At 60.4% G+C, this 19,907-nt stretch carries 18 protein-coding genes; 10 read left to right on the forward strand and 8 right to left on the reverse strand.

All coding sequences use genetic code 11. The annotated features are described in order from the left end of the window. Positions 1–10 precede the first annotated feature (10 nt). Positions 11–874, forward strand: coding sequence for a helix-turn-helix domain-containing protein (locus UB90_RS01820; RefSeq protein ID WP_065326448.1), 864 nt, complete (start codon positions 11–13; stop codon positions 872–874). Positions 875–990: 116 nt separating this feature from the next. On the opposite strand, the gene UB90_RS01825 is transcribed toward UB90_RS01820, so the two are convergent. From UB90_RS01825 to UB90_RS01835, 3 genes are all read right to left on the reverse strand, one after another. Next, entirely contained in the window at positions 991–2,466 is a 1,476-nt protein-coding gene (locus tag UB90_RS01825) for a carnitine 3-dehydrogenase (RefSeq protein ID WP_065326447.1), read from the reverse strand. Positions 2,467–2,478: 12 nt separating this feature from the next. Next, the gene (locus tag UB90_RS01830; RefSeq protein ID WP_065326538.1) at positions 2,479–3,039 is read right to left on the reverse strand and encodes a lipocalin family protein; all 561 of its coding nucleotides are present in this window, start codon (positions 3,037–3,039) and stop codon (positions 2,479–2,481) included. A gap of 71 nt (positions 3,040–3,110) precedes the next feature. Continuing rightward, entirely contained in the window at positions 3,111–4,028 is a 918-nt protein-coding gene (locus tag UB90_RS01835; RefSeq protein WP_065326446.1) for a beta-keto acid cleavage family enzyme, read from the reverse strand. 134 nt (positions 4,029–4,162) lie between these two features. Between UB90_RS01835 and UB90_RS01840 the strand changes: the two genes are divergently transcribed. Then, entirely contained in the window at positions 4,163–5,194 is a 1,032-nt protein-coding gene (locus UB90_RS01840) for a GlxA family transcriptional regulator (protein ID WP_065326445.1), read from the forward strand. Between the two features lie 77 nt (positions 5,195–5,271). Here UB90_RS01840 and UB90_RS01845 read toward each other — a convergent pair whose 3' ends face one another. After that, the gene (locus tag UB90_RS01845) at positions 5,272–6,318 is read right to left on the reverse strand and encodes an aldo/keto reductase (protein ID WP_065326537.1); all 1,047 of its coding nucleotides are present in this window, start codon (positions 6,316–6,318) and stop codon (positions 5,272–5,274) included. A 175-nt stretch (positions 6,319–6,493) separates the two neighbouring features. Between UB90_RS01845 and UB90_RS01850 the strand changes: the two genes are divergently transcribed. From UB90_RS01850 to UB90_RS01860, 3 genes are all read left to right on the forward strand, one after another. Beyond that, positions 6,494–6,895 carry a rhodanese-like domain-containing protein gene (locus tag UB90_RS01850; protein WP_065326444.1) on the forward strand — a complete coding sequence of 134 codons (402 nt, stop codon included), beginning with the start codon at positions 6,494–6,496 and terminating at the stop codon, positions 6,893–6,895. 192 nt (positions 6,896–7,087) lie between these two features. Further along, on the forward strand, positions 7,088–8,314 hold the full coding sequence (locus UB90_RS01855) for an MFS transporter (RefSeq protein ID WP_065326536.1): 1,227 nt from the start codon (positions 7,088–7,090) through the stop codon (positions 8,312–8,314). Positions 8,315–8,469: 155 nt separating this feature from the next. After that, entirely contained in the window at positions 8,470–9,231 is a 762-nt protein-coding gene (locus UB90_RS01860; RefSeq protein WP_065326443.1) for a hypothetical protein, read from the forward strand. A 204-nt stretch (positions 9,232–9,435) separates the two neighbouring features. On the opposite strand, the gene UB90_RS01865 is transcribed toward UB90_RS01860, so the two are convergent. Then, positions 9,436–11,124 (reverse strand): flotillin family protein, encoded by a 1,689-nt coding sequence (locus tag UB90_RS01865; protein WP_065326442.1) that lies wholly within the window; start codon positions 11,122–11,124, stop codon positions 9,436–9,438. Between the two features lie 61 nt (positions 11,125–11,185). Further along, on the reverse strand, positions 11,186–11,938 hold the full coding sequence (locus UB90_RS01870) for an OB-fold-containig protein (RefSeq protein ID WP_065331869.1): 753 nt from the start codon (positions 11,936–11,938) through the stop codon (positions 11,186–11,188). A 246-nt stretch (positions 11,939–12,184) separates the two neighbouring features. On the opposite strand from UB90_RS01870, the gene metG reads away from it, so the two are divergent. Beyond that, positions 12,185–13,906: a methionine--tRNA ligase gene (metG, locus tag UB90_RS01875; RefSeq protein ID WP_065326535.1), complete on the forward strand. Its 1,722-nt coding sequence runs from the start codon at positions 12,185–12,187 to the stop codon at positions 13,904–13,906. Between the two features lie 114 nt (positions 13,907–14,020). Here the strand turns inward: metG and UB90_RS01880 are convergent, their stop codons facing one another. Then, positions 14,021–14,599: a nucleotidyltransferase family protein gene (locus UB90_RS01880; RefSeq protein ID WP_065326534.1), complete on the reverse strand. Its 579-nt coding sequence runs from the start codon at positions 14,597–14,599 to the stop codon at positions 14,021–14,023. A 150-nt stretch (positions 14,600–14,749) separates the two neighbouring features. Here UB90_RS01880 and UB90_RS01885 point away from each other — a divergent pair, with 150 nt between their 5' ends. Then, complete coding sequence (locus tag UB90_RS01885) at positions 14,750–16,039, forward strand: MFS transporter (RefSeq protein WP_065326440.1); 1,290 nt, start codon at positions 14,750–14,752, stop codon at positions 16,037–16,039. A gap of 73 nt (positions 16,040–16,112) precedes the next feature. Here UB90_RS01885 and UB90_RS01890 read toward each other — a convergent pair whose 3' ends face one another. Further along, a complete protein-coding gene (locus UB90_RS01890; RefSeq protein ID WP_065326439.1) occupies positions 16,113–17,009 on the reverse strand; it encodes an MBL fold metallo-hydrolase in 897 nt (298 codons plus the stop codon). A 94-nt stretch (positions 17,010–17,103) separates the two neighbouring features. Between UB90_RS01890 and UB90_RS01895 the strand changes: the two genes are divergently transcribed. The 3 genes from UB90_RS01895 (at position 17,104) to UB90_RS01905 (ending at position 19,817) form a co-directional block, all read left to right on the forward strand. Then, positions 17,104–17,946 (forward strand): LysR family transcriptional regulator, encoded by an 843-nt coding sequence (locus UB90_RS01895; RefSeq protein WP_065326438.1) that lies wholly within the window; start codon positions 17,104–17,106, stop codon positions 17,944–17,946. A gap of 366 nt (positions 17,947–18,312) precedes the next feature. Next, positions 18,313–18,492: a hemin uptake protein HemP gene (hemP, locus tag UB90_RS01900; RefSeq protein ID WP_065326437.1), complete on the forward strand. Its 180-nt coding sequence runs from the start codon at positions 18,313–18,315 to the stop codon at positions 18,490–18,492. Between the two features lie 56 nt (positions 18,493–18,548). Beyond that, positions 18,549–19,817, forward strand: coding sequence for an imelysin family protein (locus tag UB90_RS01905; RefSeq protein WP_065326436.1), 1,269 nt, complete (start codon positions 18,549–18,551; stop codon positions 19,815–19,817). Positions 19,818–19,907 lie beyond the last annotated feature (90 nt).

Here is a 19,907-nt window from a genome sequence, read left to right on the forward strand (position 1 = left end):
TTGTCACCATATGAGGGAAAATATCGACAAGCGTCTGCGTGCGACGCAGTTCCGCGACCGCCTGAACCGCGCGCTGCGCGACAGCAGCCTGAGCCAGAGCGCGCTGGCGCGGGCCACTGGCGTGGATCGTTCTACCATTTCGCAGCTCCTGACCGATGAGGGTGCGCGTTTGCCCAATGCGCATGTGGTTGGGGCCTGTGCAACTGCGCTCGGCGTGTCGGCGGACTGGCTGCTCAGCCTGTCGGATCGGCCCGAAAGCGCGGCGGAACTGCTGGCGTCCTCGATTGCCATGACCGAAGCGCCCCGCGCGCTGGTGGATGAGCGCATCTATGAATGGCACCGCGAGGCAGCGGGGTACAAAATCCGCCATGTGCCTGCGACCCTGCCGGATATGCTAAAAACCCGCGCGGTGCTGGAATGGGAATATGCGCCACATTTGGGCCGCACTGCCGATCAGGCCATCGGGGCATCCGAGGATCGGCTGGCATGGATGCGGCAATCAGGGTCGGATTATGAGATCGCGATGCCGATCTACGAGATCGACAGTTTTGCCAAAGGCGTTGGCTATTACGAGGAGCTTTCTGCCGAGATCAGAATCGAACAGCTGGAGCATCTGGAACGGCTGACCACGCAGCTTTACCCACGGTTGCGGATCTATCTCTATGATGCCAAACGGCTGTACTCCTCGCCGCTGACGATTTTTGGCCCGCTCTTATGCGTGTTTTACGCGGGCAGTCACTACATGGCGTTTCGCGACCGTGAACGGGTGGAGACCTATACTGGCCATTTTGACCGGCTGGTGCGCGAGGCCGATATCACCGCCCGACAAATGCCCCGACGCGTCGGCGCCTTGAGGGCGCAGATCGGGCATTGATCCATGTAATCCGGTAGGACCACCCGGGGGAGGCTCAGTCCGGGCCTTTGGCCCGAACCCTGATCTCGTTGTCGCAGGTGAGTGTGCACATGCATCGCCCCAGCACAGCGCCTGAACTAACGCGGTGCCCCAATGGCGCGGCCCAAACCTTCGGGGGCAGGCAAAGCGGCATGCGCCTCAGCAATCCGTGTCAGATTGGCCTCGATCTGCGCGGCAGGCGGGGCGGAGCGGCGGGTTTTAAGGTCCACATGCAACAGCATATGCTCCGCCGTCGCCAACAGTCGCTCCCCCTCATACATCTCGTGCCAGAGGTGCATTTTTTTGCCAGCGCCCATAATGACCCGCGTCTTGACCTGAATGGGGTCGCCCGCGTGAACCTCGTCGATGTGGCGAATATGGGTCTCGGCGGTGAAATAGCTGCCGCCAGAGGCGATATACTCGGCATCACAGCCGATGATCTCCATCAGCCGGTCGGTGGATTGCGCAAAGGCATCCAGATAGCGGCTCTCGGTCATATGTCCGTTGTAATCGGTCCAGTCGAGCGGCACCACGCGGCTCTGGGTGAGGATCGGTTGGCTGATATCCGCAACCTCATCGAGACTGCGTGCAAGACCCGCCTCGGACATGCGCGCCGCATCATGGGCGTTCTGAAGCGCTCCTGCGCCCCAGTCATTTGCGCCCAGTGCCCGCATCATCCCAACAAGGTTGTCGTCGCGAATACGCTCCAGCTCGCGAATGGAATGCTGCCCGGATTGCGCATCGGATTGCCCCGCAATCAGATCAACCAGCGCGTCATTATATTCCGGCACATCCATCAGCTTGGTCCACGGCCAGCTGAGGCACGGCCCAAACTGCGCGAGGAAGTGCTTCATCCCAGCTTCCCCACCGGCGATACGATAGGTTTCAAACAGACCCATCTGCGCCCAGCGGATGCCAAAGCCATAGCGGATCGCATTGTCGAGTTCCTCGGTGGTGGCGATGCCATCCTTCACAAGCCACAGCGCCTCGCGCCAGACGGCCTCCAGCAGGCGATCCGCCACATGGGCATCGATCTCTTTTTTGAGATGCAGGGAATACATGCCAATCGCGCTGATGATCTCCTTGGCCTTGGCGATCACCTCAGGCGTGTTCACATCGGTGGTGACCACCTCCACCAGCGGCATCAGGTAGACCGGGTTGAACGGATGCGCGACCACGATCTGCGCGGCGTTTGTGAACCCGTCCTGCAGTTGCGAGGGTTTATAGCCCGAGGTCGATGAGCCAATGACCGCGCCCGGCGGCACATGCGCCTGCAATTCGCCGTAAACCTTTTGCTTCAGGTCGAGCCGCTCTGGCACGCTTTCCTGCACCCAGTCGACCCCTTGCACGGCCGCCTCGATTGTGGCGTGAAACGTCAGCGCACCTTCTGGCGGCAAGGCCACATTCCCCAGCCCCGGCAGGCTACGGCGTGCGTTGGCCAGTACGTCGCTGATCTTGCGCTCCGCCTCTGGGTCCGGGTCAAACACCCGTACATCCCAACCATTGAGCAGAAACCGCGCGGCCCAGCCGCCGCCTATCACTCCGCCGCCCAGTACCGCCGCCGTTTTTGTCATATCCCGTTGTCCTCAGTTCTGGGGCACCATTTCCAAGGCCCCGATGTCATATCCATTGTCGCGCAGGACCGATTTCGCCTCGGTCAGTTGCTCTGCGCTGATTTCGGGCGTGCGGGCCAAGATCCAGCCGTGCTTGCCCTTTGGGGTGCCGATCACCGCGACCTCATATTCTGCGTCCACGTTGAGCACCCAATAATCCCCCCAGGTAAACGGCAAGATCCGCAGCCATGGGACGAAATTCACCTCCAGCATGCCCGGCCCAGTGACGCGCGCCACGCCTTCGGCGGTATCAATCGGACCGTTCAGCCCCCCTTTGTGGCAACTGTTCACCACCTTGATGCGATCCTCGGGGAGTGCGCTATATTCTGCGGTGACACCCTCGCACCCCATCTCAAAATTGTTGGGAAAGCGTGCGACTTCATACCATTTGCCAAGGTAGCGCGAGAGGTCCAGATCCTCCTCCACTGTCAGCGGCACATCCGTGTCGCGATAGCCCCCTGCCTGCGCCGACGTCGAGACGGTCAAAACAGCAAGCGATACAGCGAATGTGGTGCGGACAGCGGATGTGATCATGGTCTGGGCCTCCGGGGGCATGTGCTTCGGGTTCTCACCCGAAACGCCTGTCCCCCGGTGGGAGTTCCCATTTACTGTGCCACAGGAGCCTGTTTCTTCAGCCCCAGTTTCTCGCGCACCTCGGCCGGGGTGATCACCCGCGCACCAAGGTTGGAGATGATGGTGCCAGCCCGTTCGACCAGCTGCCAGTTCTCCGCCAGCACGCCCTTGTCGAGGTAGAGGTTGTCCTCCAGCCCCACACGCACATTGCCGCCCGCCAGCACCGAGGCCGCCACATAGGCCATCTGATCGCGGCCCAGCGAAAACGCAGACCAGTTCCAATCATCAGGCACATTGTTCACCATCGCCATAAAGGTGTTGAGATCATTGGGCGCACCCCATGGCACCCCCATACAGAGCTGCACCAGCGCGTTCGACTCAAGGATGCCATCCTTCACCAGTTGCTTAGCGTACCACAGATGGCCGGTGTCAAAGGCCTCGATTTCCGGCTTCACGCCCAGATCCGTCATCATCTTACCCATCGCCTGCAACATGCCCGGCGTGTTGGTCATGACGTAATCGGCCTCGGCAAAGTTCATGGTGCCGCAATCCAGCGTGCAGATCTCCGGCAGGCAGTCCGCCACATGCGCCACCCGTTCGCTGGCGCCAATCATGTCGGTGCCCGCCGCATTCACCGGCAGCGGGTTCTCCACCCCGCCAAAGATAATATCACCGCCCATGCCGGCGGTCAGGTTCAGCACCACATCGGTGTCGCTGTCGCGGATTCGGTCGGTGACCTCGCGATACAGCCCAAGGTCGCGCGAGGGCGCACCGGTTTCGGGATCGCGCACATGACAGTGCACAATCGCCGCCCCTGCCTTGGCAGCGGCAATGGCACTGTCGGCAATTTCTTTCGGCGAGCGGGGCACATGCGGGCTGCGATCCTGCGTCCCTCCGGAGCCGGTCACGGCGCAGGTGATAAAGACCTCGCGGTTCATGGAAAGCGGCATTTTTGATTTTCCCTCTGATGTACAGGGTTGTGCCACGGGTTATCCCCAGGCTTCTCCCCGGATTCCAATTTGCGCTGATCCTGACTCTCGCTCAGCCTTGGCGGCAAGAGTTTACGCGAAGCGAATCGAAGTTGATGAAATCCGCAAAAAACATCCTCCAGCCGGAGAACCGCCCCCTCAAGACCGCCGTTCTGGTGATGGACGAGTGTAACACGCTCTCTTTTGCCGCAGCGGTGGACCCGATGCGTGCCGCCAACCGTCTGGCAGGGCGTGCGGCCTTTGACTGGGACTATATCAGCGCCACCGCCGAGCCGCCGATGCTCACCTCCGGCCTTACCGTGCCTACCACACCGCTGGCGCGGCTGGATGGCTGTGATCTGCTGATCGTGGTGGCCGGCTTCCAACTGGCCCGACATGCCACCCCAAGCCTGCTGGCCGGTCTGCGCCGCATCGCAAGCACCGGCGCCACCATTGCCGGGATCGACGGCGGACCCTGGCTCTTGGCCGAAGCCGGGCTGCTGGACGGCCATGCCGCCACCACCCATTGGGAAGATTTGGAGAACTTCTCCGCCCGCTTCCCCGACATTCACTGCCGCACCGACCGCTTCACCGTCTCTGAGGGTCGCATGACCTCCGGCGGGGCGACGCCCGCGATCGAGATGATGCTGCATATCATCGGCGCGCGTCACGGTCATGGCTTTGCCTCTCGGGTGGCAGGCCTGTTCCTTTATGATGGCAGTTCTTCGCCCCAGCGCAGCCAAAGCCGCCTTGGCCATCACAAACACAATGCCCTCACCGCCAAGGCCAATGCGATCATGGAAGCGGCGCTGGATGAGCCCAAGCCTCTGGCGGAAATTGCCGAGGTTCTGGGCACCAGCCCCCGCAGCCTGCAACAACAGTTCCGCCTGCGCCTCAATACAACGCCGCAGGACCACTACCTGCAATTGCGCTTGGCCGAGGCCCGCCGTCTGGTCACCGACACCAACCTGCCCCTGATGGAGATTGCAGTGGCCACCGGCTTCACCTCGCAATCCACCTTCGCCCGCGCCTTCCGCACCGCCCATGGCCTGTCAGCGCGTGAACTCCGGCAGAGCGGAACAGAGACCGCTTTTGCAAACTACCCGATGATGCAGGCCAACAGCCACGCCAGCCACAGCACCAACTAGCCCCTTCAGCTTTTTATAAATATCTCGGGGGTGAATTGCCCCTTGGGGCAAGAGGGGGCAGCGCCCCCTCTCGTCGTTTAATAGGGCATCGCATGGGCGCGATGGGCGTGGTCGATCTGAGCCAGAACCTCCGGCGCCAGCTCCAGATCCGCGCCCTCAAGGATATGCGCCAGCTGGTCCACATCCGTCGCACCAAAGATTGCGGAGGCCATAAAGGGCCGCGTCCGGCACCACGCCAGCGCCATATGCACCGGATCAAGACCGTGATCGGCAGCAATCGCCAGATAGGCCGCCACGGCACTCTCGACCCGATCCGACTGACGTCCCCCCATCTCGGGGTTGATCGATTTGCGCGATTTCTCCGGCACCGCACCGCCCTGATATTTGCCGGTCAGATACCCCGCACCCAAGGGCGAGAAGGACAACAGCCCCACATCCTCGTAATGGCTCAGCTCCGCCAGATCGGTATCATAGAGACGGCACAGCAAGGAGTATTCATTCTGGATCGAAGCCACACGCGGGCCTTTGCCCTCGTCGGCCAGACGCAACCACTGTGCCGTGCCCCATGCGCTCTCATTCGAGAGGCCAAAGGCGCGGAGATTGCCCTTGTCGACCTGATCCTGCAGCGCGCCAAGACAGTCTTCCATATCCGCAATCACCTGCGCGCGGTCATAGCGCGATGCGGTCGGATCATAGGTCCAGTTCTTGCGGAACATATAGCTGCCACGGTTGGGCCAATGGAACTGATAGAGATCGATGTAGTCGGTCTTCAGCCGCCTCAGCGAGGCCTCTATCGTTGCGCCGATGGTCTGGGCCGTGATCGGCGCGCCATCGCGTGCGACCGATCCCTCGCCGGAATGTTTGGTAGCAAGAATATACTCTCCCCGCCGTCCGGTTTTTTCATTCCAGCTGCCGATGATCTCTTCGCTGCGCCCCAAGGTCTCCAACCGGATCGGGTTCACCGGATACATCTCTGCGGTGTCAACAAAGTTGATCCCCGCATCCAGCGCCATGTCGATCTGCGCGTGGGCATCCGCCTCGTCGGTCTGGGTGCCATAGGTCATGGTGCCAAGGCACAGATCGGTCACCATCATATCTGTGCGGCCAAGCCGGTTCTTCTTCATCTCGCGCTCTCCTGTCATCGTCTTCTGCGCGGACCCTAACCCGCCGCCGGGATGATGCAAGCCGATGTCACCCTCAGCCCGCCCCGACATTAACCAATTGGTAGCTTTGTTGCGCGGAAAGGTTGTGTGCCGTGGTATACTGACCTCATCCCCTTCCAAGATACCGGAGGCACTCATGACGTTCATTTCCACCAAAAGTTGTAGCGACCTCGTCGCTGAGGCAGAGAGCGTAATTTCCTACATTTCTGTCGACGATGCGCAGAAATTCCTCGAGACGGGCAACGCAGAGTTTATTGATGTGCGGGTCTATCGGGAGCTGGAGAAAACCGGTGTAATACCGGGTGCCCATTCCTGCCCGCGCGGATTGCTGGAATTCTGGCTCGATCAGGAAAGCCCCTACGCAAGAGAGATCTTTACCCTCGACAAGATGTTCATCTTCTACTGCGATAACGGCTGGCGTTCGACACTGAGCACCCGGCTCGCTCAGGACATGGGCCTGCAAAACGCCCATTGCCTCAAAGGCGGGCTTGATCGCTGGACGACGGCTCAGGGCCGGGTATCTCCCTACCATTGGTAATCGCAACGCCCCTGAACCACGATAGGGCTGGCGACACCCAATGCGCGCCTGCCCTTCGGCCCCTACATACCACCGCGCTGGACAGATCCGCCGTGAATGCGCGCCGGATTGGCCACATCGCATAAAAAACGACCCCCCTTCGTCGAAAATACGACTGCACGGGCCGGACGAATCCCTATGGTCGGCCCTGTTATGCGCACGATCCTCTCATTTGCCGCCCTCTTTTTGTCCGTCATCCTGCTGCAGCTCTCGACCGGGGGCGTTGGGCCACTGGATGCGATCTCCGGCGCGGCTATGGGATTTGACAATCGCCAGATCGGCTTGCTCGGCTCGGCGCATTTCTTTGGCTTTTTTATCGGCTGCTGGTGGGCACCCCGGTTGATGGGCCGCGTCGGCCATTCCCGCGCCTTTGCAGTCTGCACCGCGCTTGGGGCGATGGGCCTTTTGGCACATACACTCACCGATAACCCCTATGCATGGGCGGCGATGCGGATTGCATCGGGCCTTTGTGTGGCGGGCTGTTACACGGTGATTGAGGCATGGCTGAACGCCAAGGTCACCAATGAGAACCGCGGCCGCACCTCGGGGCTTTACCGGATCGCCGACACCGGCGCCTCTCTGGCGGCACAGTTGATGATCGCGGTGCTGCCGCCCGCAAATTACATCTCATATAACCTGCTCGCGATCCTGTGTTGCGCCACGTTGCTGCCGCTGATGATGACGCGCGCAAGCCAGCCCAAGATACCCTCCGCACCGCGCCTGCGCCCGGGTCTGGCGTGGCGGTGTTCGCCCCTTGGGGTGGCGGGTGTCATCGTCTCAGCCCTCAGCGGCGCATCCTTCAGGATGGTGGGGCCGATCTATGGCCAGGAGGTCGGCCTGATGATCGACCAGATCGCCTTTTTCCTTGCAGCCTTTGTTCTGGGCGGCGCGCTGGCGCAATATCCCGTGGGCTGGCTTGCGGATAAATTCGACCGCCGCTGGGTGCTGATATGGCTCTCGGGCGTGTCGATGGTCGCCTGCGCTTTGACCCTGCCCGCAAGTGGCGGTGGCACTTTGGCGATCATGGTTTCAGCCGCATTCTTTGGCCTGACCACGGTGCCGATTTTTTCGGTCTCAGCCGCGCACGCCAATGATTTTGCCACCTCAGAAGAGCGGGTGGAGCTGTCGGCAGCCTTGATGTTTTTCTATGCCACCGGCGCGATTGCAGCCCCTTTGCTGGCCTCTGCCCTCATTGAGGCCTTCGGCCCCGGCGCATTGTTCGCCTTTATCGCGGTGGGGCATGCCGGGCTGATCATCTTTGGCCTTGCAAGGATGCGCAGCCGCGCCACCCCAACCGAACGCACCCGCTACGTCTATGCGCCGCGCACGTCGTTCACGATCGGCAAGATGCTGAAACGCGCCCGTGAAGGGCGGCAGTGAGGTTGCCCAACCTGTCAAAGGCGAGGCACGCGTGTCGGTTTGCGATGCGGACGTTACTGACTTTCGCTGCGGTTGCGCCAATGGCCGCTTTGCTTGCAGCGATCATCGAAAATGACTAAATAGAACGCAAACGTTCTGTGGAACAGTCACGTGCTATGAAACTCATATCGTTGTTGATTTTTTCCGTATTAGTTTCTGCCACTTCCGCATTTGCTCACTCTCCTTACTTTGGCCAACGCGAAAAGGTCGAGCTGCCAGAATTCGGAGAAGTCGAATTTGCCATCTTGTTCGGTGATGGCATCATCTTTGCTGATCCTTCGCAAGTCATCGTCTTTGATAGTGAGGGGCGCTTACTGGCAGCCACTCCCCTATCTGATGGGTTTATCATTCGATGTAACCGTTCAAATGATGGGCAATTTTGCAGCGCCTATGACGCTGTGCGCGGGTTGGTCTATCAGCCCGAACTTGGTCTGTGGGAGCGTGGACGAACTATTGTGGAAGATGGCAGGCCGTCAGGCGACGCATACCCCGAATACATCGACATATCTTATGGCTTTATTGAGCGACCCGCCACATTCGCGGAGAAGGTCTCATTTGAGGTTGCGGGTATCGCGCACGCTCCTGGCTCAACTCTTTTTGCTATCTTTTGGTGGTGTTTGGCGTTGGCACCAATGGCGCGTCTGTTCTGGCGTTGGCGGGCCAATGATTGGAAAATCAAGCCAGTACGGTTCTTTGGAGTCCTTAAAGTTTTCTTGAGTGTTACTGCTTTTCTGGGAATGGCATTCCTCGCAGTTTTTTCTCTACTCTATGTTCCCTACTCAGTCTTGTTCTTCCTGTTTGTTTTTACATTAGGCGGAACGGTGGCGTTTGTGATCACTCGGCCATGGGGCAAGCGGACGGCAAACCAGAGCCCATAGGAATCCTTGGCTTCATTGGTGGGCAAGGCCACATTTGGTTTGTCACAAATTTGGCTAAACGCGATCTAGCAGACATTCGCCGCGTTGCAGAAGCGCAGAAGTTAGGACTCAAAGCTGCCAGACCCGAACTCCCGTTCCACTGCGCTCAAAACAAAAAGGGCCAGCGCGCGGCCAGCCCTTTCCTATGTCTCAGCGCATCAGCGCTCAGTGCACCTCTGAGGTCTTGGCCTCATCCGTTGCCTCCGGGTCGGCGGCGACTTCGGGGGCGATGTCATTGCCCTCCAGCATGCCGTTCACCACGCCGGACACACCATCCTCCATCGAGATCCCCAATTCACGCCCCAGTGTTTTGAGCGCGGGCATCTGCACCGCCATGCCCATGATGGAATCGAGCGCCTGATTGACCACGGGTTTGTCGCCAGAGGCGCCCACGCTGCTGTAGGCCGCGCCGCCGCCCACGCCTCCGACCTGATGGATCTTGATCGAGTCGATTTTCTCGGCCGGTTTCACCATCTCGGCAATGATCGAGGGCATCGCCTCGATGCGGGCGAGGTCAACCTTCATGCGCACCAGTTCCGGCGAGAGCGCATTGTCGGCCTCGACCAGCGCGCGTTTACCTTCGGCCTCTGCCAGCATGTCGTTTTTCTTGGCCTCCGCGCGAATATTAAGCGCATCGGCCTCGGCCTGTGCTTCCTCGCGGCGCGCTTCGGCGCGGTCGGCGGCGGCTTCTTTTTCGGCCTGAGCGGCGAGACGAATGCCGGTGGCCTGACGTTCCGCCTCGCGGGCAGCCTCGATCAGAACGATCTGCTTTTGACGCTCAGCCTCGGCCACCTGACGGGCTGTTGCCACGGCTTCGGTTGCTTTGGTCGCTTCGGCGCGGGCCAGATCCGCCGAGGCGCGGGCGCGGCTTTCTTCCTCGGATTTCTGCGCGATGATGACCTGACGTTCCTGCTCGGCCACCTCAAGCTCGCGCTCCTTAGTGATCTCGGCCACCCGGATCTTGCGCTCGCGCTCGATCTCGGCAGAGCGGATGGCTTCCTCTCGGGCGATGCGGGCGCGTTCGGTTTCACGCACCGAGTCCTCGGTCCGGGCGGCGATTTCCGCCTCCTGCGCCACGCGCATGGTCTCTACCTGCTGCATCTGTTCGATACGGGCCTGCTGTTCGTCCTGATCGATCAGCAGTTTCTGGCGTTCCCCTTCCATCGCGGCGCGGCGCACGGCAACCTCTGCATCGGCGTCAATCTGGGCGCGTTCTTTTTTCGAAGTGGCGATCACCTCGGCCAATTTGCGCATGCCCACCGCGTTAAAGGCGTTGTTTTCATCCAGCGCCTCAAACGGCGTCTGATCGAGTGCCGTGAGCGAGACAGATTCCAGCGACAAACCGTTTTTCAGCAGATCTTCAGAGACCGCATTCTGCACCTCTTGCACAAAGTCGGCGCGGTTTTCATGCAGCCCGTCCATGGTCATCTGTGCGGCCACGGCGCGCAGACCGTCGATGAGCTTGCCTTCGATCATCTCGCGCAGCTGTTCCACATCAAAGGTCCGGTCGCCCAGCGTCTGTGCCGCGCGCGAGATGCCTTCTTCGGTGGCCATCACCGAGACGTAGAATTCCACGCCCACATCGACGCGCATACGGTCCTGAGTGATCAGCGCAGCTTCGCCCGAACGCTGCACCTCCAGACGCAGGGTCTTCATGTTGACGGGGCTGATCTCATGCAGCAACGGGATCACAATGGTCCCGCCGTCCATGATGACCTTTTTGCCGCCCGAACCGGTCTTCACCAGGCTCACCTCGCGGGTGGCCCGGCGGTAGAGTCGCCCCAGAACAAGCCCGATCAGGGCCACAAACATCAATATGGTGATCACGCTCACCAGCAGGAATGAAAAGTCCATCCCAATCCTCCTTCAGGTCAAAGTTACGTTTAAATTCAAGGTTGGGCTGCCCCAGTGCGACTCAGTCAGAGAGCGGCACGAGAACATATCGTTCGGCGCGTCGGTCACGGATCACCAGCACCTCGGTGCCTTGGGCAATCTCGTCCTGATCGCTCAGGGGTTCAGCGCGCAGATAATGGGCGTTGCCAAAACGGTCCATGACACGGACCTCCGCAGGGCGCCCGCGCGAGGCGGTGCCTTGGGTGATGGTGCCGCGGCGGCGGCCGAGGGACCCTTCGGACAGGGCTTCGGTCTTGGTTTGCGGCAACAGCCGCGCAAAGGCTGCGCCAAAACCGCGTGCAAACCATAGCGCGAACACACTTGCCGGGAGGGAAACCAGCCCAGCCGGGGCAAAGATCTGGAACAGATCCCTGAGGCTGAGTTGCAAGGCCATGCCCGAAAGGCCAAAGGCCATCAGCGCAGAGCCGAGCCAGATCAGAAAGGGCATCCGCCCGATGCCAAGCCAGCTGAGCACGCCGCCCCCGCCGGAAATCTCTGGCGCGGTTGCGGGCGCATCCGCCTCCAGACCGTCCAGCCCGTCGATGTCGAGCGCATCCAGATCAACGCCATCCAGCACGTCCAGATCGACGCCGCCAATATCGAGATCAGCGTCCAGCTCCATACCGCCGGGACCATCCAGATCAGCGTCGCTGTCCCCGGCCAGAAGGCTGCCCCCGAGCAGCAATGCCAGAACTTCCATCCCCACCAGTCCGAGCAAAAGTGCCAGTGCCATGGTGAAAGGGGCAAAGGCCCCATCGAGAAGAAGATCTGTCATTCGCAAATAATATCCACTTTGTATGCCATCGTATGCAACCTATGTGGTCACGCAACCGTGAGCTTTCAAGGGTTTGGGGTTCAAATTCGTCCTTAACCTCTTGCAACCCCGCCAGAGGGTCAAGGTGAAGAGCACCGATTGCACGCCATATTTGCCGCTTTCTTCGCATCGCCGGATAACATGGGGTTTTCGTACCTTCCCGCATGGGATAGATGAGCGGCCAGACAAGCGACGTGGATGGACGATATGGCCCGAATTCTCATCACCTCGGCACTGCCCTATATCAATGGGATCAAGCACCTCGGCAACCTCGTGGGAAGCCAGCTGCCCGCCGATCTCTATGCCCGCTACAACCGGGGACGCGGCAATGAGGTGATGTTCCTCTGCGCCACCGACGAACACGGCACCCCCGCCGAACTGGCCGCAGCCAAGGCGGGCAAACCCGTGGCCGACTATTGCGCCGAGATGCACGAGGTTCAGGCCGACATCGCCAAGCGGTTTGGCCTGTCGTTTGACCATTATGGCCGCTCCTCCAGCCCGCAGAACCACGCGTTGACCCAGCATTTCGCGGGCAAGCTGGAAGAGGCCGGGCTGATTACCGAAGTGTCGGAAAAACAGGTCTATTCCAACGCCGATGGCCGCTTCCTGCCTGACCGCTATATCGAGGGCACCTGCCCCAACTGCGGCTTCGAGAAGGCGCGCGGCGATCAGTGCGAGGAATGCACCAAGCAGCTCGATCCGACCGACCTCATCAACCCGCGCTCTGCGATTTCCGGGTCCACCGACCTTGAGGTGCGTGAGACCAAGCACCTGTTCCTGCGCCAATCCGCGATGCGCGACCAGCTGGATCAATGGATCGACAGCAAATCTGACTGGCCGGTGCTGACCACCTCGATTGCCAAGAAATGGCTGCATGACGGCGACGGTTTGCAGGACCGAGGCATCACCCGTGACCTCGACTGGGGCATCGCGGTCAAGAAAGGCACCGAGGACTGGCCCGGCATGGAAGGCAAGGTCTTCTACGTCTGGTTCGACGCGCCGATCGAATATATCGCTGCTGCTGGCGAATGGGCCGAGGCACACGGCAAATTGGATGCGGACTGGGAACGCTGGTGGCGCACCGACAAGGGCGCAGATGATGTGAAATACGTCCAGTTCATGGGCAAGGATAACGTCCCCTTCCATACCCTGTCCTTCCCCGCGACCCTGCTGGGGTCGGGCGAGCCGTGGAAGATGGTGGATCACCTCAAATCGTTCAACTACCTGAACTATGACGGCGGTCAGTTCTCCACCTCGCAGGGGCGCGGCGTGTTCATGGATCAGGCACTGGAGATCCTGCCGTCGGATTACTGGCGCTGGTGGCTGCTGTCCCATGCGCCCGAAAGCTCTGACTCGGAATTCACATGGGAGAACTTCCAGCAATCCGTGAACAAGGATCTGGCGGATGTGCTTGGCAATTTTGTCTCGCGCATCACCAAATTTTGCCGCTCGAAATTTGGCGAGCAGGTGCCCGAGGGTGGCGCATGGGGCGAGCAGGAACAGGCCCTCATTGAGGAGCTCTCCACCCGCATCGGCGCCTATGAGCGCCACATGGAGGCGATGGAGGTGCGCAAATCAGCGCAAGAGCTGCGCGCGATCTGGGTTGCGGGTAATGAATACCTGCAATCTGCCGCGCCGTGGTCGGTGTTCAAGGAAGACCCCGAGCGCGCCGCTGGTCAGGTGCGTCTGGGTCTCAACCTGATCCGCCTCTATGCGGTGTTGTCAGCCCCCTTCATCCCCGATGCCTCTGATCGCCTGTTTGAGGCATTGGGCACCGAGGATCGCGACTGGCCCGAAGACGTCGCTGCAGCGCTCGCCGCCCTGCCCGCAGGCCATGCCTTTACCGTGCCGGAGGTGCTCTTTGCCAAGATCACCGACGAGCAGCGCGAGGAATGGCAGGCGCGCTTTGCAGGCGGACGCGACGCCTGATCTGCTGCTGCGGATAATGCAAAAATCAAAAGCCGCGCCTGAGGGGGCGGCTTTTCTCATTGGCTTTGCGCTCGTCCCGACAGGCAAAGACCGAGCCGTCAGCAATCAGGACAATCAGGCGGCAGAAGCGTCAATCACATGCAATTCTGGCCAGAACTCCAACCACTTCTTCGCCTTCTTGCGATATGTGACCGGATCGAAAGTCTCATGTTCAGCAGGGCGAACCGTCAAATCCTGTAAATCCCTAAACCCTTGTGGCGCATAGACCTCGTACCCTGCGCGCTCTGTCTTTCGAACGCCAACCATACACGCCTTCGCCAGAAACCGGTCAACGCCTTCTGTGGCGCGAGACAAGGGTTTGTAAGGAATGCCGAATTTCGCCTCATACCACAGGTGCACCCGCGCCTGATTGCGGATCTCAATATCCGCATCGACTTCCCCTAACTCCTGTAGTGCCCGTCGAATGGCTGCATCTTCGGCCTCCCACGACAGATCGGAGGTGTCGAAATAGAACACATCGTAATCAGTGATGCCAAACTCCGGAGGTCGACCGGTTTGTTGGTTCCACACGGTTTGAAAAAGACACCCAGCAACCAGCCATGCATCCTTCAGGTCGGCCGCACTCAGGCGGTCCAGAACCTGATCCACAACCGGATTGCCGCGCACAATCGTTAGAAACTCATCTTCCGTCACCGCCAACCCACCATTTATGCCCGTACCTTTGAATGTGAAATTGCGCGCGCGCACCTTGCCTGTCAAAGATATCCGAAAATCAGGACGCCATTGTGACGCCCGCCCTCCTGACCTATTGCAGAAGTCACCGGCAACGGCGAAGGTGCCGCCATGGCAACCGAATTAGAGTTCTCCATTTCTGCACTGACCACCCCGGCAAGACGCCACATCCGGGTGTTTCAGGTACATCAGTTCCTTGATCGTTTTGCGATGGGTTTGACGGTTGCCGTTGTCGCGCTGGCGTTGACCGACCGTGGCATGGACCTGTTCCAGATTTCCCTGCTTTTTGGGATCTACTCCATCACCACCATGGCGATGGAACTCCCATTTGGGGGCTTGGCCGATAACATTGGGCGTAAGCCGGTTTTTCTGGCCGCGGTTGTTGCCAGCTTGATCTCCCTCGCCCTATTTCTTTCAACCCGCGATTTCTATGTTCTCGCGCTCTCTTTTGCCTTCATCGGCTTTGGACGTGCGCTTCGGTCGGGCACGCTGGATGCGTGGTTTGTTGAAACCTTCAAAGCAGTTGCGCCCAATGTGGATGTGCAGCCCGCACTTGCCAAAGCGCAGTGGGCCAATGCTATGGGCCTGGCTGTGGGAGCCGTATTGGGAGGCATTCTGCCCGATTTGTTTGGCCCGGCGGCAGAGAGACTGGGTTTCAGTCCCTATGATGTTTCTTACGCGGCGAGCATGGCTGTGATGCTTGGCGTGTTCGTCTACACCCTGCGTGTCATTGTTGAAAAACCGCGCCCGCTGCACCTGCGCGCCCTGAAACAAGGGTTTGTCTCCGTCCCGCTGGTAGTCAAAGCCGCAGGCCTTCTTGCGCTGAGACATCCGGCACTGTCGGTGCTTTTGGCGGCTTTAGCCTTGTTCCTGATGGCGACCAACCCGGTCGAGGTGATCTGGCCCACGCATGCAAAGCCGATGCTGGACGAAAGCTATGCAAATACGCTCATTGGTGTGCTGACTGCGGCGTATTTCTTTTCTATCGCCTTTGGGGCGTCGCTCTCCCCTCGCATCAGTCGGATTTTCAAACGGCGACATGCCACGACGCTTGCGGCGGCGTTTGCAGGGCTGGCCGTGGTTCAGATCGCACTGGCCCTCCAAGGCGGCATCATCGGCTTTGTTGTGGTTTTTATCCTCTATTCCGTTTGCCTTGGGATTACCGAGACACCCGCCAGCAGCATTTTGCACAGATGCGTCGAAGATCACCAGCGCTCGACCATGCTGTCTCTGAGGTCGCTGATGCAGCAACTTGGCGGCGCGTTGGGGATGGTCTTTGCGGGTGCTGTCGCTGAGATTTACTCCACGCCCACGGCATGGATCATTGGCGCAGTGTTTCTTTTTGTCGCCGTGTTTCTGATCTCTGTGCTCGCAAGGCGGCTCGCCGCAGAGGTTGAATAACCGCCCGCAAGCGCACATTGCCCCATCAAACCCCACCCCTTGGGGCAGGGCTTGATCGCCGGAGCGCCGCCTGTCAGAGCAAGACTTCCCCCCCCTCCCCCGGCAAGAGCAGGTTCCAGTCGGGCCTCAACGCAGCATACAAGCGCTGCATCACCTCTGGCCCTTCGCGAAAGAGGGAATAGGTTGTGTGGTGCACCGGCAGAACGGAGTGCGCGCCCACCTGTGCGGCGAAATCCATCGCCTGCCCCCCATCCATGGAAATCTGCCCCAGCGCGCCCTCACCGCCGACCGCACCGATATGTGGAATGAACAGATCCGGGGTGTCCTGCTGGGTCAGCGCTTGCGCCACCGGCTCGGCATGGAACGTATCGCCCGCCCAATACAGACGCTGCACCTGCGCGCCACGGCGGGCCTCGATCATATAGCCGTTGCCAAGGCCCAGCACCGCCGAGATTTGCGGGTTGAGCGAATGCACCGCAGGCAGGGCGGTGATCCGGACCTCACCACTAGGGCCGTTGAACACACGCGTCGCCCCGTGCCGCAAGGCCTGTGCGCCGTAGCCCTGCTGCCGCAGATGCTCCGTGTCATGCTCCGGTGCCAGCAAGGGCAGGCTGCGGTCCAGCCAGGCTTGGGCCTTCTGGTCGAAATGATCCTCGTGCAGATGGCTCAAGAGCACCAGATCCGGGCTGCTGTGCTTCAGCCCCGGAAAGGGCGCCAGCCGGGCGTGGGTCTTGATGTTCGGGCCTTTGGCAAGGTCAAACATCTCATTGGGATCACCCATCACAAAGGCCTCTTCCCCCTCGCCAAGGCAGGGATCGGTGAGAATGCGCAGGCCTGCGGCTTCGATCTCCATCATCGCGCCCCCCAGCCAACGCACCGACAGGGGGGCCGTCGCACTGCGCACGGTGGCGGGCACCAGGCTCGCTGCGGCAACCGCAACACCGGATTTTAGAAAGCTACGTCTGTTCATCTGCTTCTCCACTTCTGATGAAACGGATGTAACCCCTCGCATCAGGCGAAATAATCGCCATAATACTGCAGACACTAAACGAGATAATCGCGCAATGAACGATCTGCAAAACATCGAAACCTTCGCCGAAGTGGCGGGCCAGTTGAGCTTTGCGGGCGCGGCGCGGCGTCTGGGTCTGCCGCCCTCGACCGTCACCAGCCGGGTACGGGCGCTGGAACAGAGCCTGGGCGTACGCCTCCTGGATCGCACCACCCGCAGCACCGCCCTCACCAACGAGGGCGCGGTGTTTCTGGAGCGCTGCCAACGGGCCTTGGCCGAGATTGAGGCGGCACGCAGCCTTGTCTCGGCCGATGTCAGCGCCAGCGGGCCAGTGCGGCTGTCGGTACCGACCGCCCTGCCGATGGACCGGTTGGCCCGTCTCACCCGGGACTTTCTTGCGCGCCACCCAAAAATCCATGTCGACATCACCGTGGAGGATCGCGCCACCGATTTTGTCCGCGACGGGATCGATGTCGCTCTGCGTGGCCACCGACCCGGCGGCGCGGATCTGATTGCGCGGCTCCTGTCGCAAATGCCGGTGCAGCTGGTGGCCCCACCGGGGCGGCTGCGGGATGAGAGCCTGCCGATCCTCGGCCCCCTCACCCGGCACCTGAACAGCAGCCCGCTGCCCGGGCAGGCCCATTGCGAATCCTTTGCACTGGCACGGGAACTGACGCTGGCCGGTGCCGCCCGCGCCTGTCTGCCGCTGTCGCTATGTGAGCAGGATGCCAAAACGGACTCTGTCGAGATTGCGCCACCACCACCGGGGGTAGAATCGCAACTGGGGCTTTACCTCGTCTATCAGGACCGCCGCCACCAGCCGCAGCGCGTACGCCTGTTCATAGACGCGCTGGTGGCTGAGTTTTCCTCCCCCTCCGAGCCGGAGCAAAGTCGCTGACCACGGCAAAATCCTGCGATAAATCCACATCTGCCCTGTTTTCAGCGCTGTAAATCCCCACTTCGGCATCGGATAAGCCAAAGGAAACAGGAGGGTTATTTAATCAATTGACATATCCGACCAAATAAATCAGGTATAAGGCAATCCAGCCAACCTGTGTGTCACACGGGCCAGCCGACAACCTGAACCTTGCGCCCCGCACATGTTGAAACTCTCTGGCCAAACACCAACACATAGTGACCGCGACACAGATCCGCTGCCGTTGTCGGATTTGTGGCACAATGTCCTGTCGGGAGAGTTGCCGCAGCAGAGCTTTTGCTTTGAGTGGCTGTTCGACAAGGTGGAGCAGAAACAGAGGTCTCCCCGATGAGCAACCTGAAACCGATTTCCCAAGAAGACATTGCCGCAGCCGCCCAGCCTGAAACCTACCCGACCTACCACGCCGAGGATCTGACCCGCGGCGGTGTGCAGGCGCGCATTATTCTCAATGGTCAGATCTATTCGCTGCGCATCACCCGCGCAGGCAAGCTGATCCTGACCAAGTAATTCACCCCACGCGCAACAGCGCCACAAATATCAAAGTTCCAGCGAGGATATACTTCATGAAAACGCCGCTTCTCACCGGTGCCGCCATTGCGGCTTTGACCGTAGGCACATCGGCCGCTTTCGCAGCTTCCAAGGCCGATGTTCTGACCAATTACGCAAACATCGCCGAGGCAAAATACGAAGACAGCCTGATCACCGCAAAGGCGCTTCAGGCCGCTGTTGATGCGCTGATTGCGGACCCTTCGGCTGAAAACCTTGAGGCCGCGAAACACGCATGGCTGGCGGCGCGCGTCCCGTATCAGCAGACCGAGGTCTACCGTTTCGGCAATGCCATCGTCGACGACTGGGAAGGCAAAGTGAACGCATGGCCGCTGGATGAAGGCCTGATCGACTATGTGGACGCCTCTTATGGTGGCCCGACGGATGAGAACGCCGCCGCAGCGCTGAACGTGGTTGCCAACCCGGAGTTCACCCTCTCTGGCGAGACCATCGACGCCTCTGACATCACGCCCGAGCTGCTGGCCGAGACCCTGCACGAGGCCGACGGTGTCGAAGCCAATGTGGCAACCGGCTACCACGCCATCGAATTCCTGCTCTGGGGTCAGGATCTGAACGGCACCGAGCATGGCGCAGGCGAGCGCGCATGGACTGACTATGCGGCGGGCGAGGGCTGCACCAACGGCAATTGTGACCGCCGTGGCGCCTACCTGCAGGCGGCGACCGATCTGCTGGTGTCCGATCTTGAGTGGATCACCGCGCAATGGGCCGAAGGCGGCGAAGCGCGCGAAACCGTGCTTTCGGACGAGGACGCAGGCATCACCACGATCCTCACCGGCATGGGTTCGCTGTCTTATGGCGAACAAGCGGGCGAGCGGATGCGTCTTGGCCTGATGCTGAACGACCCCGAAGAAGAGCACGATTGCTTCTCCGACAACACCCACAACAGCCACTACTACGATGGTCTGGGCATCCAGAACGTCTACTTGGGCGAATATGTGCGGGTGAACGGCGATCTGGTGTCCGGCCCGGCACTGGCCGATCTGGTCGAGGCTGCGGATTCTGAACTGAACGCGGAACTGACCGGCAAACTCTCCACCACCATGATGAAGCTAGGCCGCATCAAGACGGCTGCTGAGGCAGGCTTCTCCTATGACCAGATGCTTGCGCAGGGCAGCGATGCCGGCGAAGCACTGGTCATGGGCGGCGTGGATGCACTGGTGGATCAGACCCGCTCCATTGAGCGCGCGGTCGCCGCACTGGAGCTGGACGGCGTCGCCATTGAAGGCTCTGACTCGCTCGACAACCCTACGGCGGTTTTTGAATAATATAGATCAGGTCCCCGATCTGACAGGAGCCGCGCCCCCGTGTGCGGTTCCTTTTTTTGTGTGCGCCAATCTTCACAATATGCGGCGCTC

It is taken from the genome of Tritonibacter mobilis (genome assembly GCF_001681715.1).
In the GTDB taxonomy this organism is placed as follows: domain Bacteria; phylum Pseudomonadota; class Alphaproteobacteria; order Rhodobacterales; family Rhodobacteraceae; genus Epibacterium; species Epibacterium mobile.

Bases quoted from the DNA above. Each gene is read 5' to 3' on its own strand.
- UB90_RS01820 (WP_065326448.1), top strand. From the start codon at position 11: ATGAGGGAAAATATCGACAAGCGTCTGCGTGCGACGCAGTTCCGCGAC.
- UB90_RS01825 (WP_065326447.1), bottom strand. From the start codon at position 2,466: ATGACAAAAACGGCGGCGGTACTGGGCGGCGGAGTGATAGGCGGCGGC.
- UB90_RS01835 (WP_065326446.1), bottom strand. From the start codon at position 4,028: ATGCCGCTTTCCATGAACCGCGAGGTCTTTATCACCTGCGCCGTGACC.
- UB90_RS01855 (WP_065326536.1), top strand. From the start codon at position 7,088: ATGCGCACGATCCTCTCATTTGCCGCCCTCTTTTTGTCCGTCATCCTG.
- UB90_RS01830 (WP_065326538.1), bottom strand. From the start codon at position 3,039: ATGATCACATCCGCTGTCCGCACCACATTCGCTGTATCGCTTGCTGTT.
- UB90_RS01860 (WP_065326443.1), top strand. From the start codon at position 8,470: ATGAAACTCATATCGTTGTTGATTTTTTCCGTATTAGTTTCTGCCACT.
- UB90_RS01905 (WP_065326436.1), top strand. From the start codon at position 18,549: ATGAAAACGCCGCTTCTCACCGGTGCCGCCATTGCGGCTTTGACCGTA.
- UB90_RS01840 (WP_065326445.1), top strand. From the start codon at position 4,163: ATGAAATCCGCAAAAAACATCCTCCAGCCGGAGAACCGCCCCCTCAAG.
- UB90_RS01845 (WP_065326537.1), bottom strand. From the start codon at position 6,318: ATGAAGAAGAACCGGCTTGGCCGCACAGATATGATGGTGACCGATCTG.
- UB90_RS01895 (WP_065326438.1), top strand. From the start codon at position 17,104: ATGAACGATCTGCAAAACATCGAAACCTTCGCCGAAGTGGCGGGCCAG.
- UB90_RS01890 (WP_065326439.1), bottom strand. From the start codon at position 17,009: ATGAACAGACGTAGCTTTCTAAAATCCGGTGTTGCGGTTGCCGCAGCG.
- UB90_RS01865 (WP_065326442.1), bottom strand. From the start codon at position 11,124: ATGGACTTTTCATTCCTGCTGGTGAGCGTGATCACCATATTGATGTTT.
- metG (WP_065326535.1), top strand. From the start codon at position 12,185: ATGGCCCGAATTCTCATCACCTCGGCACTGCCCTATATCAATGGGATC.
- UB90_RS01870 (WP_065331869.1), bottom strand. From the start codon at position 11,938: ATGACAGATCTTCTTCTCGATGGGGCCTTTGCCCCTTTCACCATGGCA.
- UB90_RS01850 (WP_065326444.1), top strand. From the start codon at position 6,494: ATGACGTTCATTTCCACCAAAAGTTGTAGCGACCTCGTCGCTGAGGCA.
- hemP (WP_065326437.1), top strand. From the start codon at position 18,313: ATGAGCAACCTGAAACCGATTTCCCAAGAAGACATTGCCGCAGCCGCC.
- UB90_RS01885 (WP_065326440.1), top strand. From the start codon at position 14,750: ATGGCAACCGAATTAGAGTTCTCCATTTCTGCACTGACCACCCCGGCA.